Source organism: Corynebacterium sp. MSK006 (assembly GCF_030232385.1).
Taxonomy (GTDB): Bacteria; Actinomycetota; Actinomycetes; order Mycobacteriales; family Mycobacteriaceae; genus Corynebacterium; species Corynebacterium frankenforstense_A.
Map to the genome: position 1 here is coordinate 82770 of NZ_JASPJZ010000007.1, position 15611 is coordinate 98380.

Genomic DNA, 15611 nt, shown 5'->3' on the forward strand with positions numbered 1-15611 from the left:
CGGCGGGTTACTGCGCGAAGGCCACCGCGTAGCGGGCGATGGCCAGCTCCTCGTTGGTGGGCACCACGAAGACCTTGACCGCGGAGTCGTCCGTGGAGATCTCGCGCGGGCCGTCGTTCGGGCCGGCGTTGCGGTCCGGGTCGATCTTGACGCCGTAGGTCTCCATGCCGGCCAGCGCGTCGGCGCGCACGTGCGAGTCGTTCTCGCCCACGCCGGCGGTGAACGTGATCGCGTTGACCCGGCCGAGCGAGACCATGTAGGCGCCGATGTAGCGGCGCAGCTGGTGGATGTAGACGTTGTAGGCCGTCCAGGCGTCCTCGTCCTCGTCGCGGATCATGTCGCGCAAGGCGCGGAAGTCGTTGACCCCGGCCAGGCCCTTGACACCGGACTTCTTGTTGAGCAGGTTGTCGATCTCGTCGATCGACATGCCGTTGCGGTAGAGGTGGAAGACGATGCCCGGGTCGATGTCGCCGGAGCGGGTGCCCATGGCCAGACCGGCCAGCGGGGTCAGCCCCATCGAGGTGTCGACGGCCAGCCCGCCGCGGATGGCGGCGGCCGAGGCGCCGTTGCCCAGGTGCAGGGTGATCTGGTTGACCGCGGCCGGCGGCAGGCCGAGCAGCCCGGGGACCTGCTGGGAGACGTACTCGTGGCTGGTGCCGTGGAAGCCGTAGCGGCGCAGCGAGTATTCCGCGGCGACGTCCTTGTTGATCGGGTAGATCGCGGCGGCCGGCGGCAGGGTGTGGAAGAAGCCGGTGTCGAAGACGGCCACGTGCGGGATGTCCGGCAGGATCTCGCGGGCGACCTCGATGCCGGCGATATTGGCCGGATTGTGCAGCGGCGCCAGCGGGATGAGGTCCCGGATCATGTCCAGGATCTGGTCGTTGATCAGCTCGGGCGCGGAGAAGAGGATGCCGCCGTGGACCACGCGGTGCCCGCAGGCGATCACGTCGACCTGCCCCGGGCCGCAGTGGTGCTTGTCCATCAGCTCGAAGGCGAGCTGCAGGCCGGCGGTGTGGTCCGGGATCTCCTGCTCGACGGCGAAGGTGCCCTCCTGCGTCTTGAGGGTCACCGCGCCCTGCGGCTCGCCGATCTGCTCGACGACGCCGACGACGAAGGGCTTCTCGGTGGCCGAGGCCAACGGGTTGACCAGCTGGAACTTGATCGAGGAGGAGCCGGAGTTGAGGACGAGTGCGTACGACATGGCTAGCGGTTCCCTCCCGCCTGGATCGCGGTGATGGCCACGGTGTTGACAATGTCCGGCACCGTCGCCCCGCGCGAGAGGTCGTTGACCGGCTTGTTGAGCCCCTGCAGGATCGGGCCGACGGCCAGCGCGCCGGCGGTGCGCTGCACGGCCTTGTAGCCGATGTTGCCGGCCTCGAGGTCCGGGAAGACGAAGACGTTCGCCTGGCCCGCGACCGGGGAGTCGGGCATCTTCTTGGCGGCCACGCCCGGGTCGCAGGCGGCGTCGAACTGCAGCGGGCCGTCGACGGCGAGCTGCGGGTCGGCCTTCCGCGCGGTCTCGACGGCCGTGACGGCGCGCTCGACGTCGGCGCCGGAACCGGAGGCGCCGGAGGAGTAGGACAGCACGGCGACCTTCGGGTCGATGCCGAAGCCGGCGGCGGTGCGCGCGGAGACGACGGCGATCTCGCCGAGCTGCTCGGCGGTCGGGTTGGGGTTGACCGCGCAGTCGCCGAAGGCCCACAACTTGCCCGGCAGCACCATCAGGAAGATCGAGGAGACCACGGAGGCCTCCGGGGAGGTGCGGATGATCTGCAGGGCCGGGCGGATCGTCTCGGCGGTGGTGTGCGCCGCACCGGAGACCATGCCGTCGGCGGCGCCGGTGTGCACGAGCATGGTGCCGAAGTAGGAGACGTCGTCCATCTGCTCGCGCGCCTGCTCGAGGGTGACACCCTTCTTCTCACGCAGGCGGGCGAACTCGGCGGCGAACTCCTCGCGGCGCGGGTCGGTGCGGTGGTCGACGACCTCGGCGTCCGAAAGGTCCAGCCCGGCGTCCTTCGCCCGCTTGGCGACGTCCTGGGGGTCACCCAGGATGGTCAGGCGCGCCACGCCGGCCTTGAGCAACTGGTCGGCGGCGGCCAGGATGCGGTCGTCGTCGCCCTCCGGCAGCACGATGCGCGCGCCGACCTCGGCGGCCTGGGCGGCCAGGCGGCGCTCGAAGACCTCCGGCGACATGACCGGCTTCGCGTCGTCAGCGACCGCGGCCAGCGCCGCGCGCACGTGGCCGGCGTCGGCGAGCTCGGTGGCCGTCAGGGTCGCGGCGACCACCGCACCGGCTGCCTCGGCCTCGGCGACGGCGAGGCGGCCGACGCCGGCGGCGTCGTTAATCACCAGCAGCAACGGCACGCCGAGGGCGGCGGCGACGCGGGCGTCGTGCGCCAGGGCGCCGGTCCCCCGGATCAGGGTGGCACCGGAGTCGGTCAGCCCGGCCGCGAGCGCGGCGCCGACGGTGGGCTCCACGCGGGCCAGGTCGGCGTGGGCGAGGTCCAGAGACTCGGCCAGGGCGGCGGTGTCCAGGCCGTCGAAGGTGCGGTTGACCAGGGTGAGGAGTGCCGAGGGGGCCGCGGAGGGCGCCGGGTTAGTCATGCGGGAAGCAACCTTTCTGTGGGCGTCTGCTGCGGACGTGAGCCGTCAGGCGCGGGGCACCGGACATAATAGTGTGGCGCAGCGCACCGCGGGCTTTTTTCGTGATTGGTTTTTCTTTTCGCTCCGGCCGCGCGGCGGGGGCACCGCGACCGCACCTCGGCGGGAAACATTCACGCGACAACCCCCGAGGGTACCCTCGCCACACCGGCCCAACATCCGCAGCGGCGTCGGCCCCGCGCATGCGCCCCACGCTGGTGTCACACCCCGGTGCGGCGGCGCGCGGGCCCACATGCGGCGGGGGTTTCCCCACCGCGCCGCGGCGGTTAGACTGGGCGCCGTTATAGACAGCTCGGTGCAAATTCCGCCCACCAACGGGTATGGTGCAGCACACGTACCGAAGCGGGCGCGCCAGCTGCGCCCCGGAAACTGACCCAAGAAGTAAAGGAACCCACGTCACGATGTCTCGCCCCCTGCGCGTCGCCGTCGTCGGTGCCGGCCCTGCCGGCATCTACGCCTCCGATCTCCTCATCAAGTCCGGCCAGGAGGTCTCCATCGACCTCTACGAGCGCATGCCCACCCCGTTCGGCCTGATCCGCTACGGCGTCGCGCCGGACCACCCGCGCATCAAGGGCATCGTCAAGTCGCTGCACAACGTGATGGAGAAGCCGGAGATCCGCTTCCTGGGCAACATCAACGTCGGCGTCGCCGTGAGCGTCGAGGAGCTGCAGCGCTACTACGACGCCGTGGTCTTCTCCACCGGCGCGACCGGCGACCGCGTGCTCGACATCCCGGGCGCGGACCTGGAGGGCGTGCACGGCGCCGGCGAGTTCGTCGGCTTCTACGACGGCAACCCGAACTTCTCGCGCGACTGGGACCTCTCCGCCGAGCAGGTCGCCGTGATCGGCGTGGGCAACGTCGGCCTGGACATCTCCCGCGTGCTGGCCAAGACCGCCGACGAGCTGCACGTCACCGAGATCCCGGACAACGTCTACGACAACCTCAACGCCAGCGCCGCCCGCGAGGTGCACATCTTCGGCCGCCGCGGCCCGGCCCAGGCGAAGTTCACCCCGCTCGAGCTCAAGGAGCTGGACTACTCCGACACCATCGAGGTCACCGTCGACCCGGAGGACATCGACTACGACGAGGCCAGCGAGAAGGCCCGCCGCGAGTCGAAGTCCCAGGACCTGGTCTGCCAGACCCTCGAGCACTACGCCATCCGCGACCCGAAGGGCGCCCCGCACACCCTGCAGATCCACTTCTTCGAGTCGCCCGTCGAGATCCTCGGCGAGAACGGCAAGGTCACCGGGCTCAAGACCGAGCGCACCGAGCTCGACGGCAACGGCGGAGTCACCCGCACCGGCAAGTTCACCGTCTGGCCCGTCCAGGCCGTCTACCGCGCGGTGGGCTACCGCTCCGACGCCGTCGAGGGCGTGCCCTTCGACGACAAGCGCGCCGTGATCCCCAACGACGGCGGCCACGTCGTCGACGAGGACGGCGCCGCCGTGCCGGGCCTCTACACCACCGGCTGGATCAAGCGCGGCCCGGTGGGGCTGATCGGCAACACCAAGTCCGACGCCAAGGAGACCACCGGCATGCTGCTGGAGGACTACAACGCCGGCAAGCTCGCCGAGCCGGAGTCCACCGACCCGGACGAGGTGCTCGCCTTTCTCGAGGGCAAGGGCCTGGCGGTGACCACCTGGGAGGGCTGGCACCGCCTGGACGCCGCCGAGCGCGCCCTGGGCGAGGCCGAGGGCCGCGAACGCAAGAAGATCGTCGAGTGGGACGAGATGGTCGCCCACGCCGGTCCGCAGGACAAGTAGCCCGGCCGCGGGGCGTCGTTAGCCCGGGGGCGAGGCGTCAGCCTCGCGCCGCCACGGACTCCCGCTCCACCAGCGGCATGTCCACCAGGTAGGCCTCCCCGACCGGGCCGGGGAAGGCCGCCGCGGCGGCCCGGGCCTCCGCCATCTGCACGCCGGTGCGGGTGTGCTTGCGTCCGCGCAGCTTGCGCGGCTCGAGCACCAGCTCCGTGGCCGCCCGCCCCATCTCGAGGTACGGGATGGCCACGGTGCTCAGGCCCGGGTCCAGGTAGGAGGCCAGCACCTCGTCGTCGAAGGACATCACGGAGATCTCCTCCGGGATGCGCACCCCGGCGTGCGCGGCGGCCTGGAAGAAGCCGAAGGCGATGCGGTCGTTGCCCGCGATCACCGCGGTGACCGGCTCCTCCGGGTGCTCCGCGTTAAAGGCCTGCACCCGCTCGAAGGCGCGCGCACCCAGCGGCGGCTCCCACACCGCGCCCTGGACCTCCATGGTCAGGCCCAGCCCCGCCTCCGCCAGCGTGGCGTCGACGGCGCCGAAGCGCACCGAGACGCACACCGAGACCGCCGGGTCCAGCGTCTCCTTGCTCCGCCCGACCAGGGCGATGCGGCGGTGACCCCGCGCCAGCAGGTACTCGGCCGCCCTGCGTCCGGCCACGGGCTCGTCGGGAAGCACGGCGGGCAACTGCCGGTCGGTGCCGGCGACGGTGGCCGTGCCGTTGACGATGACGGCCTTCATCGAGTCCGGCAGGCGCGGCACCGTGACGTGGCGGGCCTGCATGAGCGCGAAGATGATGCCGTCGACGCGGCGGGAGACCAGCCCGCCGACGGCGCGCTCGAGGCGCTCGGCGTCGAAGGGGCACTCGTTGATGAGCACCAGGTTGCCGCTGCGCTCGGCGACGTCGATGCTGCCGCGGATCAGCGCGGAGGCGAAACGGGTGGTGGCCACCTCGTCGGAGACGAAGCCGACCGTCAGCGAGCGGCCGGTGCGCAGGGAGCGGGCCGTGGGGTCGGGCCGGTAGCCGAGCTTGTCGGCGGCGGCGCGCACCCGGCGCGCGGTCGCCTCGGAGATGCGCGTGCCCGGCCGCTTGTTGAGCACCAGGCTCACGGTCGCCGGCGAGACCCCGGCCTCCTTGGCGACCTGGGCGAGCGTCGGGCGGCGGGAGTTCATTCTCCCCAGGTTAGTCCGCGCCCATATGCCCCGGGGACGCATCCACGCCGATCGGCGCGGAGGGAGCGCGGGCGACACCGCCGACCCCTTGAAAGGCGTGGCATAGCGGCGCGGAGGCCAAATAATCGGTCACAGCGATTTCCGGGCGGGCACGCGCCGGGGTTATGCTTCCCCGCCATGACCAACTACTTCGCGGTTTCCGCGCTCCGGGAGATGTCTCCCGTCGAGCTGCACCAGCTCTACAAGCTCCGCGTCGACGTCTTCGTGCACGAGCAGCAGACCCCGTACGCCGAGATCGACGACACCGACGCCCTGGACACCACCTTCCACGTCCTGGCCTGGACCCGGAAGTCCGAGCACGGCCACACCGCCCTCATCGGCTGCGCCCGCCTCTATCCCGGCGCCGACGGCGACGAGACGGTCCACCTGGGCCGGCTGACCACCGCCGCCGACCACCGCGGCGAGGGCCTGGGCTCCAAGTTGCTGCTGCAGACCCTGCGCCTGGCAGCCGAGCGTTTCCCGGGCCGCACCGTGCGCCTGGACGCCCAGAGCCACCTGCGCGGCTTCTACGAGCGCTTCGGCTTCACCGCCGGCGGCGCGGAGTTCGACGACTCCGGTGTCGCCCACCTGCCGATGACGGCCACCCCGGCCACCATCGCCGAGGCCGTCAAGGCCCTCGACGCCGCGGCCTAGGCTCGCGGCCCAGTCCCCCCTTCGGGCAGGCGCTAGAGCCTGCCGCCCTCCTGCGGCACGATGCGCACCGCCTGCGCCGCCGCACGCGCCCGGTCCAGGGCCGTGGCGACGTCCTCGGCGGTGGCCAGCGCCACCCCCATCGCCCGGCCGACGGTCGCGCCGCGCTTGCCGAAGAGCTCGACGGTCGACTCCGGCACCGCCACCGCCTCCGCGAGGCCCTCGAAGCGCACCGCCTCGGCCTCGACCGGCGAGAGGATCGCGCTCGAGGCGCCCGGGGAGACCAGCGTGGCGTCCACCGGCAGGCCCAGCGTGGCGCGCGCCTGCAGGTCGAACTGCGAGAAGCGCTGGGTCGCCAGCGTGACCAGGCCCGTGGTGTGCGCCCGCGGCACCACCTCGGAGAAGTAGACGTCCTCGCCCTCGACGAAGAGCTTGACGTTGAACACCCCGCGCCCGCCGAGCGCGCCCGTCACCCGGGCCGCGACCGAGCGGGCGTTGTCCAGCGCGTCGGGGTTGACGGCCATCGGCTGCCAGGACTCGACGAAGGCCCCGTCGCGGTAGAGGTGGCCCAGCGGCTCGCAGAACCAGGTGGCCATCCGCCCGGTCTCCGGGTCCACCGAGCGCACGGCGATGATGGTGATCTCCGCGTCGAAGTCCACCAGGCGCTCCACGATCACGCGGGAGTCCCCCGCCCCCTCGGTCAGCGCACGCCAGGCCGACTCGACGTCCTCGGGCGCCTCGATGCGCTGATTCGGACGCGCGTCCGGCCCGTCCACGTTCGGCTTGGCCACGCACGGGTACCCCACGGAGCCGACGGCGACCTCGAACTCGGTCAGATCCGAGGCGAACTGGTAGGTAGTGGTGGGCAGCCCCAGCTCCTCGGAGGCCATGCGGCGCAGGCCCTCGCGGTTGGTGGCCAGGCGCACGGCCTTCGGGCTGGGCACCACGCCGGCGGCACCGGCGGCCTCGGCGGCCTCGAGCACGTCGACGGCGATGGTCTCGATCTCCGGGATGATGAAGTCCGGGTCCACGCGGCGGATCAGGTCCGCCACGGCCTGCGGGTCGGTGACGTCGACGGTGTGGGCGACGTGGGCGACCTGCTGGGCGGGCGCGCCCTCGCGGCGGTCGACGGCGTGCACCTCCACCCCGAGGCGGTGGAAGGAGACGGCCAGTTCCTTGCTCAGCTCCCCGGACCCCAGCAGCATCACGCGGGTGGCGCCGGGACTCAGCGGCGTGCCGATCGACTCAGGTGCACTCATGCCCGCAAGTCTAACCCGGCGACCACCCCGCCCCGAGGGGTAGCGTCGCGGCCATGGACACCGCCACTTCGCCCACCGAACCAGACGCCGGGGACAACCGCGGTCTGGCCGCCCTCTTCGACGCCCTCGAGTCCAGCCGCGCGGACCGCGAGGAGTTCTACACGTGGTTCCACCGCCACCCGGAGGTGGCCATGAAGGAGCACGAGACCTCCACGCGCATCGCGCAGGAACTCGAGGCGCTCGGCCTGGAGCCGCTGCACATCGGCGGCACCGGCGTGGTCGCCGTGGTGGAGAACCCGGAGAACCCCGACGGCGGCTCGGTGCTCGTGCGCGCCGACTTCGACGGCCTGCCGGTCCCGGAGGACTCCGGCAAGGACTACGCGGCCGACCCGGAGCGCGGCCGCTCGCACGCCTGCGGCCACGACGTGCACGCCACTGCGCTCCTGGGCGCGGTGCGCGCCCTGGTGGAGCACCCGGAGGCCTGGCACGGCCGTATGGTCGCAGTCTTCCAGCCCGGCGAGGAGCGCGCCGCCGGAGCCCGCGCCATGGTCGAGGACGGCCTGGCGGAGAAGATCCCGGACGTGGAGGTGGCGCTGGCCCAGCACGTGCTGACCACGCTGCCGGGCGGGGCCGTCGGCGCGGCGGCCGGCCCGGTGCTCTCCACGGCGACCACGGTCACGGTGACGATCCCGGGCGCGGGCAGCCACGGCTCGATGCCGCACCTGGCCAAGGACCCGGTGGTCACGGCGTGCGCGGCGGTGACGCGCCTGCAGACGATCGTCTCGCGCGAGCTGGCCCCGGGCACCTTCGCGGTGGTCACCGTGGGCTCGGTGCAGGCCGGCGACTCGGCGAACGTGATCCCGGACCACGCCACGCTGAAGCTGAACACCCGCGCCTACGACGAGGACGTCGCCAAGCACCTGCACGAGGCCATCGAGCGCATCGTGCGCGCCGAGTGCGCGGCGGCGGGCATGCCCGGCGAGCCGACCTTCGAGTACTCGGACGTCTACCCGCTCACGGACAACGACGCGCAGACGGCCGCCACGGTGCAGGAGGCGTTCGCCGCGCACCTGCCGACCGTGGAGTTCGACCCGGCGACGGCCAGCGAGGACTTCTCGGTGATCCCGGACGCCCTCGGCGTGCCGTACTGCTACTGGGGCCTGGGCGGGTTCGCGGAGCCGGAGAAGGCCCCCGCGAACCACAACCCCGGCTTCGCCCCCGATCTCCAGCCGACGCTGGACCGCGGCTCCCAGGCCATCCTGGTCGCCGCGTCCCCCTGGCTGCTGAGCTGACCCCCGAGCCCCCGAGCCCCCGGCAGAGCCGGCCCGAGCTAGCTCTGCATCACGTCGTTGATGACGATGGTCTCGTCGCGGCCCGGGCCGACGCCGACATACGAGATGCGGCAGCCGGAGAGCGCCTCGATGCGGTGCAGGTAGTCCTGGGCGCGCTGGGGCAGCTCCTCGAAGGTGCGGCAGCCGGTGATGTCCTCCTCCCAGGCGGGCATCGTCTCGTAGATCGGCTCGGCGTGGTGGAACTCGGACTGGGTCAGCGGCATCTCGTCGTGGCGCACGCCGTCGACGTCGTAGGCCACACAGATCGGGATCTCGCCGATGCCGGTGAGCACGTCGAGCTTGGTGATGAACAGGTCGGTGAAGCCGTTGACGCGGGTGGCGTAGCGGGCGACCACGGAGTCGTACCAGCCGCAGCGGCGCTTACGGCCGGTGTTCACGCCGACCTCGCCGCCGGTGACCTGCAGGTACTCGCCCCACTTGTCGAAGAGCTCGGTGGGGAACGGGCCGGCGCCCACGCGCGTGGTGTACGCCTTGGCGATGCCCAGCGAGGAGGTGATGCGCGTCGGGCCGATGCCGGAGCCGACGCAGGCGCCGCCGGCGGTCGGGTTCGAGGAGGTCACGAAGGGGTAGGTGCCGTGGTCGACGTCGAGCATGGTGGCCTGGCCGCCCTCCATGAGCACGCTCTTGCCCTCGTCGAGGCCCTTGTTGACCTCGTACTCGGCCTCGATGACCATCGGGCGCAGGCGGTCGGCGTAGCTGAGGAAGTACTGCACGATCTCCTCGGCCTCGATGGCGCGGCGGTTGTACAGCTTGACCAGGATCTGGTTCTTCACGTCGAGCGCGGAGGTGATCTTCTGGCGCAGGATCGACTCGTCGAAGACGTCCTGGACGCGCAGGCCGACGCGGGCGACCTTGTCGGAGTAGGTCGGGCCGATGCCGCGGCCGGTGGTGCCGATGGCGCGTTTGCCCAGGAAGCGCTCCTGGACCCGGTCGAGGGTGCGGTGGTACGGCGCGACGAGGTGGGCGTTGGCGGAGATGCGCAGGCGGGAGGCGTCCGCGCCGCGGGCCTCCAGGCCGTCGATCTCCTCGAAGAGGGCCTCGAGGTTGATCACGGTGCCGTTGCCCAGGATGGGCATGGCGTTCTCGGAGAGCAGGCCGGCCGGCAGCAGCTTGAGCTGGTACTTCTCGCCGTTCACGACGACGGTGTGGCCGGCGTTGTTGCCGCCGTTGGGCTTGACCACGTAGTCGACCTGGCTGCCCAGGATGTCGGTGGCCTTGCCCTTTCCTTCGTCGCCCCACTGGGCGCCGACGATCACGATCGCTGCCATGGCGGAATGTCCACTTCCTCGGGTCTGGGTTCTGGGTGCTTGCTCACGGTGGCGTGAGTGCGGCGCGGCACGCGGTTCCCGCGCCCGTCCAGGCGATTATTCTACCCGTCCGACGTCCAGCTCTAGAATGCTGTCCATGCGTGTGCTCATCCTCCGTTGCGGCCCGGCCGCCCAGGGGCTCAACGCCCCGGCGGGTGCCGAGGTGATCGACCTGCCGCAGGTGCCCGCCCGCGGCGACCTGCGCGTGCTTGACGCCGCCGCCCGCGCCGTGCTCCCGGAGGATCCCACCCCGTCGCTCGATGAGATCGCCGCGCGTCCCGACGTCCGCCACCTCGGCGCCCCGGGGCCGGCACCCCAGGCGCCGTTCATTGACGACGCCCTGCGGGTGGTCGTCGTGGGCTCCGACGCCGCCCTGTCGGCGGTGCTCACCCGTGCCATGCGGGCGGACTTTCTGTGGGTGGAGTTCGGCTACGTGCCGGTCGAGCCGTCGCCCGCGGCGACGAACTGGGCGCTGCCGGTGGGCGCGGGCGCGTTCCCGCTGGCGGTGCACGGGGCGGTCAACCCGGCGCCCCTGAACCGCTCGGACCGGGGCCTGGCGGTGGCTGGCTCGGCGCTGCTGGAGGACTTCGCCCACGGCGAGTACACCGGCGAGATCATCGTCGACGACGCGACGATCCTCTTCCGCAAGGGCGAGGATCCCGTTTCCCGGCCGCGGGCTTCCTCTTCCCGGGCGCGGACTTCCTCTTCCCGGCCGCGGGTGGCGAAGCCCCCGCGGCGTGGCCTGTTCGGCGCCCGCCTGGTGCCCATGACCGACGCCCCGGGCATCGCCGCCGCCGTGCTCACCACCCCCTACTCCCCCGTCGACGCCGGGCGCGGCCCGCTGGCCAGGCTGCGCGGGGCGCTGCGCCCACACGGGGAGGTCGACGAGGCGAGCCTGCGCACGGGTAGGGCGGTGCAGTCCGGCGGACGCGACATCCTGGTCACCGTCGACGGGGTGCCGGCCAAGCGGCCGGTCAAGCGCGCGACGTTCTACCGCCACATGCGCGATCTCCAGATCGTGCGTCCCTGAGCCCGCGCCCCTGGCCCTGCACGGGACGCGAGCCCCGCGCCCTCAGTCGTCCCAGACCTCCGGCGGGTAGGCCGGGGTGCGCGAGGTCGGCGCGAGCACGGCCAGTGAGGAGGGCCGGGACATCCCGCAGATCTCGAGCAGGTCCACGATGATCGAGCGGGTCTGGGCCAGCACCACGTGCGCCGAGAGGACCCGTCCCTCCACCAGCGACATGTTGGCCCGCGCGCCGAGGCGGCGCAGCTGGTTGACGATGTTGGGGATCTCGACGGCCTCGGAGACCTCGGCGCCACGCTCGTAGAGCTCGGAGAAGCTGAGCAGGATGCCGGAGAGCTCGGAGATGATCTCGATCTGCTCGTCGGAGACGGTGTCGCCGTCCTCGGTGAGCACACGCGAGCGCCGGGCGAGCACGCGCACGTTGCGCACGGCGTTGTCGACGGGCCCCAGGATGCGCTCCAGCGAGCGCACCCGCCGGCGCGAGCCCCACATCAGCGGCGAGAGCGTCGAGGCCTCGCGGCCGACCTTCGCCGAGTCGAGCATCGAGTTGATGTCGCCCTGGGTGTCACGCACGGCCTGCAGGGCGTTGGCCAGGCTGCGCGCGTCGCGGCTGCGCAGCGCCTCGGCGACGTCGTCGAGCACCGAGGAGGCGATCGCCATGACCTTGGAGATCTCCTGGCGCGCGGCGTTCAAGGGGTTGTCGGGCAGGATGGCGATGACGAGGATGCCCACCGTCGAGCCGATCACCGCGTCGATCATGCGGTCGGGTCCCCCGGTGCCGGCCGGGGTGATGCCGCCGGGCGGCATGATCGTGGCGATCAGGATGGCGCCGATGGCGATCTGGTTGTTGACCAGCGGCGACTTCGAGATGAGCGAGCCGAAGACCAGCGCGCAGGCCACGGCGACGGCGATCTGCCAGGGCCCGGAGCCGAGCAGCGGGACGAGGAGGTCGCCGAGGCCGACGCCCACGATGCAGCCGAGCGACATCTCGACGGCGCGACGCAGGCGGTCGCCGCCGGTCATGCCGAGGATGATGATCGCGGCGATCGGCGCGAAGAACGGGAAGCGGTGGCCGAAGACCTCCTGGGCCACCCAGTAGGAGGCGCCGGCGGCCACGGCCTGCTGGGTGATCGCCCAGGAGCGCTTGCGCACCCGGCCCATCCGGCTGGCCAGGGACTTGTCCACGGTGCGCAGCCGGTCGAGGGTGTTGAGACGCTCCTTTGCCATGTGCCCCAGGATAGGCCCCCGCCGTTACCGTCATCACACGGGCACGAAGACGCCCCCGCGCACCGCACGCAGGTGCGGGACGCGGGGGCGGGGCGCTGGCGCGATCAAGCGACGCTCGGCGCGGGACTTACTTGCTCAGGGTGGTGCCCACCGAGTGCAGGTCCTGACACGCCTCGATGACGCGCTCGGACATGCCCTGCTCGGCCTTCTTCATGTAGGAACGCGGGTCGTAGACCTTCTTGTTGCCGACCTCGCCGTCGATCTTGAAGACGCCGTCGTAGTTGGCGAACATGTGGCGCGCGACCGGGTTGGTAAACGCGTACTGGGTGTCGGTGTCGACGTTCATCTTGATGACGCCGTAGTCGAGGGCCTCCTCGATCTTCTCCTTCTCGGAGCCGGAGCCGCCGTGGAAGACGAAGTCGAAGGGCTGGGCGTCGGCATCCAGGCCGAGCTTCTTGGCGGCGACGCGCTGGCCCTCCTTGAGGACCTCCGGACGCAGCTCGACGTTGCCCGGCTTGTAGACGCCGTGGACGTTGCCGAAGGTGGCGGCCAGCAGGTAGCGACCCTTGTCACCGTGGCCGATGGCGTCGATGGTTTTCTCGAAGTCCTCCGGGGAGGTGTAGAGGTTCGCGCCGTGCTTGGCCTCGACGCCGTCCTCCTCGCCGCCGACGACACCGATCTCGACCTCGAGGATGATGTTGGCCTTGTGGGCCTTCTCCAGCAGCTCCTGGGCGATCACGAGGTTTTCGTCGATCGGGATGGCCGAGCCGTCCCACATGTGCGACTGGAACAGGGGCAGCTCGCCGCGGTCGACGCGCTCCTGGGAGATCGCGATCAGGGGGCGCACGTACTCGTCGAGCACCTCCTTCTGGCAGTGGTCGGTGTGCAGGGCGACGTTGACGCCGTAGTTCTCGGCGGCCTCGTGCGCGAAGGCGGCGAGGGCCAGGGCGCCCTTGACCTTGTTCTGCACCGCCAGGCCGGAGCCGAACGAGGCACCGCCGGTGGAGAACTGGATGATGCCGTCGGACTCCGCCTCGGCGAAGCCCTTCAGGGCGGCGTTGATCGTCTCCGAGGAGGTGCAGTTGATCGCTGGGTAGGCGAAGCCCTCCTTCTTGGCCCGGTCGAGCATCTCGTTGTAGATCTCAGGGGTTGCGATGGGCATTGAAGCTTCCTCCCAAAAGGTGCCTCTGGACGGTGGTCTTTTTCCGCACGGGCCCCGACGGTTGTCCGGTCCCGTTCGCTGCTCCCAGTATGCCAGGTCTCGCGCGTTTTCGCTGCCCGACCACACAGCAAATGCCACACGTTCGGACATATCCGGGCATTTCGGTACTGGCAGGGGGCTTGCCGACGTCGCGCCGCGCCCCGCTGTGGTGTTCGTCATACCCGTCCGCGTACGCCCCGGTTGGCCGCTTTCGACCGCGCTGCGCTGGGGAAAAGAGGGCTTTCGGGCGTACTGTTCTTGCCATGCATGACGCCCTCGTCACCACCATGGCCCTCGGACCGACCTGGATGGACCCCATGTACCTGCTCAGCGGTTCGGGCCCCTTCGGGAGTCTGATCCTGCCCGGAATCGCCCTGATCGTCTTCATCGAGTCCGGTCTGCTCTTCCCGCTGCTGCCGGGCGACTCGCTGCTGTTCACCGGCGGCATGCTCGCCGTGCAGCCCGACTCCTTCGCCCCGCTGTGGGCCGTGATCGCCGCCTGCATGTGCGCGGCGTTGCTCGGCGACCAGTCCGGCTACTGGATCGGCCGCAAGTTCGGCGAGGCGCTCTCGAAGCGCCCGGACGGGCGGATCTTCAAGCAGGCCTACCTGGCCCAGTCCCACGAGTTCTTCGCCAAGCACGGCCCCATCACCGTGATCATCTGCCGCTTCGTGCCCATCGTGCGCACCTACGCCCCGCTGGTGGCCGGCATGTCCCGGATGAACTACCGCGTCTTCCTGCCGTTTTCCGTGTGCGGGGCGACGCTGTGGGGCGGCGGGGTCACACTTCTGGGCGCGTGGCTGGGCCACTACGACTTCATCCGCGAGAACATCGAGCCGATCTTCCTGCTGATCGTCTTCGTCTCGATCCTGCCGGGCATCATCGGCGCGGCCAAGAAGTTCCTCGACGCCCGCCGCGCGGGTGCTGCGGCTGAGGCGCCGGAGGCCCCCGAGGCGGCGCCGGCGAGCTAGGTTTCGGCCAGGTCCCGGCGGGTTCTCGCCGGGCTGTTGCCCGGTCCGGCGCCGTCCGGGCGCCGTCCGGGCGCACGCGAAGGGCCCTGTCCGTTCCGCACGATGTGCGGTCCGGGCAGGGCCCTTCGGCGTTGTACTGCGGGGGCTAACCCGCCGGGTCCCGGCCCGGCTCACGGGGAGCCGGGCTCAGGTCGCGGCGCTTAGGCCTCCGGGTCGGTGGTGTCCTCGTCGGTGGCCTCCTCGGCCTCCGGTTCGGTCACCTCCTCCTCGGCGGCGGCGTCCTCGCCGTTGGCGTCCTCGGCCTCCGGCTGGGACGAGCCCTCGGACTCGTTCTCACCGGAGCCGATCGGCTTCAGGTCGGAGGAGCCGGGGGAGCCGTAGCCGCCCTCCGGGGCACAGGCGTTCAGCATGATGCCGCCGATGGCCAGGCCGGCCAGCAGGAGGCCGATGCCGCCGACAGCGGCGCGGACCTCAGGACGGGCCATCTGAGCGTTGAACTCCTCGGCCATGCGGGCCAGCTCCGGGTTGAAGAGACCGGCCTCCTGCTGGAGGCGGGTGTTCAGCTCGCGGATCTGGGGCTCAATCTGAGCCTGCCACTGGGAGACACCGGGCAGGTTGACCTGGCCGGCCAGACCCAGCGGGGCCAGGAGCAGCAGCGGGAGACCCAGGCCGACGCCGGCGGCGATGCACTTGCCGATGTCAGCCGGCTCGGAGGAGCCGTTGTCACCAGGCTCGCCGTTGTCGTCAGAAGGCTTGCTGTTCGGATCCTTGGGATCAGAACCCTTCTCCTTCTCCACCTCATCAGAGACGCCGTCGTCGTCGTCATCCTCATCAGTGACGTCCGGCTTACCGTCCTTGTCGGTGTCACGCTGAACAGTGATGGTGACCTTCTCGGTCTTCTTCGAACCGTCCTTGTTCTCGACGGTCACCGAGATCTCGAAGTCACGCTCCTCTTCGTCCTTGTCCCAGTCATCGATCTCCGGAGTACCGG

General features: G+C 71.1%; 13 protein-coding genes. 5 read left to right on the top strand and 8 right to left on the bottom strand.

From position 1 onward, the window contains the following. Positions 1 to 7: 7 nt before the first annotated feature. Both QQA02_RS05960 and pta read right to left on the bottom strand, forming a co-directional pair. The gene (locus QQA02_RS05960; RefSeq protein ID WP_284774442.1) at positions 8 to 1201 is read right to left on the bottom strand and encodes an acetate kinase; all 1194 of its coding nucleotides are present in this window, start codon (positions 1199 to 1201) and stop codon (positions 8 to 10) included. Positions 1202 to 1203: 2 nt separating this feature from the next. Further along, positions 1204 to 2604, bottom strand: a complete 1401-nt coding sequence (gene pta, locus QQA02_RS05965) for a phosphate acetyltransferase (RefSeq protein ID WP_284863611.1) — start codon at positions 2602 to 2604, stop codon at positions 1204 to 1206. Between the two features lie 458 nt (positions 2605 to 3062). On the opposite strand from pta, the gene QQA02_RS05970 reads away from it, so the two are divergent. Further along, positions 3063 to 4424, top strand: a complete 1362-nt coding sequence (locus QQA02_RS05970; RefSeq protein WP_284863613.1) for an FAD-dependent oxidoreductase — start codon at positions 3063 to 3065, stop codon at positions 4422 to 4424. Positions 4425 to 4461: 37 nt separating this feature from the next. Here the strand turns inward: QQA02_RS05970 and QQA02_RS05975 are convergent, their stop codons facing one another. Next, complete coding sequence (locus QQA02_RS05975) at positions 4462 to 5589, bottom strand: LacI family DNA-binding transcriptional regulator (RefSeq protein WP_284863615.1); 1128 nt, start codon at positions 5587 to 5589, stop codon at positions 4462 to 4464. A 177-nt stretch (positions 5590 to 5766) separates the two neighbouring features. Here QQA02_RS05975 and QQA02_RS05980 point away from each other — a divergent pair, with 177 nt between their 5' ends. Beyond that, entirely contained in the window at positions 5767 to 6282 is a 516-nt protein-coding gene (locus QQA02_RS05980) for a GNAT family N-acetyltransferase (protein ID WP_284863617.1), read from the top strand. A 32-nt stretch (positions 6283 to 6314) separates the two neighbouring features. Here the strand turns inward: QQA02_RS05980 and purT are convergent, their stop codons facing one another. Then, positions 6315 to 7538: a formate-dependent phosphoribosylglycinamide formyltransferase gene (gene purT, locus QQA02_RS05985; protein ID WP_284863619.1), complete on the bottom strand. Its 1224-nt coding sequence runs from the start codon at positions 7536 to 7538 to the stop codon at positions 6315 to 6317. A gap of 53 nt (positions 7539 to 7591) precedes the next feature. Here purT and QQA02_RS05990 point away from each other — a divergent pair, with 53 nt between their 5' ends. Next, positions 7592 to 8830: an amidohydrolase gene (locus QQA02_RS05990; RefSeq protein WP_284863621.1), complete on the top strand. Its 1239-nt coding sequence runs from the start codon at positions 7592 to 7594 to the stop codon at positions 8828 to 8830. Between the two features lie 38 nt (positions 8831 to 8868). Here the strand turns inward: QQA02_RS05990 and QQA02_RS05995 are convergent, their stop codons facing one another. Then, positions 8869 to 10158 (bottom strand): adenylosuccinate synthase, encoded by a 1290-nt coding sequence (locus QQA02_RS05995; protein ID WP_284863623.1) that lies wholly within the window; start codon positions 10156 to 10158, stop codon positions 8869 to 8871. A gap of 136 nt (positions 10159 to 10294) precedes the next feature. Here QQA02_RS05995 and QQA02_RS06000 point away from each other — a divergent pair, with 136 nt between their 5' ends. Continuing rightward, on the top strand, positions 10295 to 11227 hold the full coding sequence (locus QQA02_RS06000; protein WP_284863625.1) for a hypothetical protein: 933 nt from the start codon (positions 10295 to 10297) through the stop codon (positions 11225 to 11227). 42 nt (positions 11228 to 11269) lie between these two features. On the opposite strand, the gene QQA02_RS06005 is transcribed toward QQA02_RS06000, so the two are convergent. Beyond that, positions 11270 to 12448: an FUSC family protein gene (locus QQA02_RS06005; protein WP_284863626.1), complete on the bottom strand. Its 1179-nt coding sequence runs from the start codon at positions 12446 to 12448 to the stop codon at positions 11270 to 11272. 127 nt (positions 12449 to 12575) lie between these two features. Beyond that, a complete protein-coding gene (gene fbaA, locus QQA02_RS06010) occupies positions 12576 to 13610 on the bottom strand; it encodes a class II fructose-bisphosphate aldolase (RefSeq protein WP_284774425.1) in 1035 nt (344 codons plus the stop codon). Between the two features lie 302 nt (positions 13611 to 13912). On the opposite strand from fbaA, the gene QQA02_RS06015 reads away from it, so the two are divergent. Then, positions 13913 to 14620: a DedA family protein gene (locus tag QQA02_RS06015; RefSeq protein ID WP_284863628.1), complete on the top strand. Its 708-nt coding sequence runs from the start codon at positions 13913 to 13915 to the stop codon at positions 14618 to 14620. A 200-nt stretch (positions 14621 to 14820) separates the two neighbouring features. Here QQA02_RS06015 and QQA02_RS06020 read toward each other — a convergent pair. Next, positions 14821 to 15611 (bottom strand): hypothetical protein (locus QQA02_RS06020; protein ID WP_284863630.1); only part of this gene is annotated, 791 nt, incomplete at its 5' end.

Excerpts from the sequence above, each read along its gene's own strand:
- QQA02_RS05995 (WP_284863623.1), bottom strand. The coding sequence starts at position 10,158 with ATGGCAGCGATCGTGATCGTCGGCGCCCAGTGGGGCGACGAAGGAAAG.
- QQA02_RS05990 (WP_284863621.1), top strand. The coding sequence starts at position 7,592 with ATGGACACCGCCACTTCGCCCACCGAACCAGACGCCGGGGACAACCGC.
- QQA02_RS05970 (WP_284863613.1), top strand. The coding sequence starts at position 3,063 with ATGTCTCGCCCCCTGCGCGTCGCCGTCGTCGGTGCCGGCCCTGCCGGC.
- purT (WP_284863619.1), bottom strand. The coding sequence starts at position 7,538 with ATGAGTGCACCTGAGTCGATCGGCACGCCGCTGAGTCCCGGCGCCACC.
- QQA02_RS05980 (WP_284863617.1), top strand. The coding sequence starts at position 5,767 with ATGACCAACTACTTCGCGGTTTCCGCGCTCCGGGAGATGTCTCCCGTC.
- QQA02_RS06015 (WP_284863628.1), top strand. The coding sequence starts at position 13,913 with ATGCATGACGCCCTCGTCACCACCATGGCCCTCGGACCGACCTGGATG.
- QQA02_RS06005 (WP_284863626.1), bottom strand. The coding sequence starts at position 12,448 with ATGGCAAAGGAGCGTCTCAACACCCTCGACCGGCTGCGCACCGTGGAC.
- QQA02_RS05975 (WP_284863615.1), bottom strand. The coding sequence starts at position 5,589 with ATGAACTCCCGCCGCCCGACGCTCGCCCAGGTCGCCAAGGAGGCCGGG.
- pta (WP_284863611.1), bottom strand. The coding sequence starts at position 2,604 with ATGACTAACCCGGCGCCCTCCGCGGCCCCCTCGGCACTCCTCACCCTG.
- QQA02_RS06000 (WP_284863625.1), top strand. The coding sequence starts at position 10,295 with ATGCGTGTGCTCATCCTCCGTTGCGGCCCGGCCGCCCAGGGGCTCAAC.
- fbaA (WP_284774425.1), bottom strand. The coding sequence starts at position 13,610 with ATGCCCATCGCAACCCCTGAGATCTACAACGAGATGCTCGACCGGGCC.
- QQA02_RS05960 (WP_284774442.1), bottom strand. The coding sequence starts at position 1,201 with ATGTCGTACGCACTCGTCCTCAACTCCGGCTCCTCCTCGATCAAGTTC.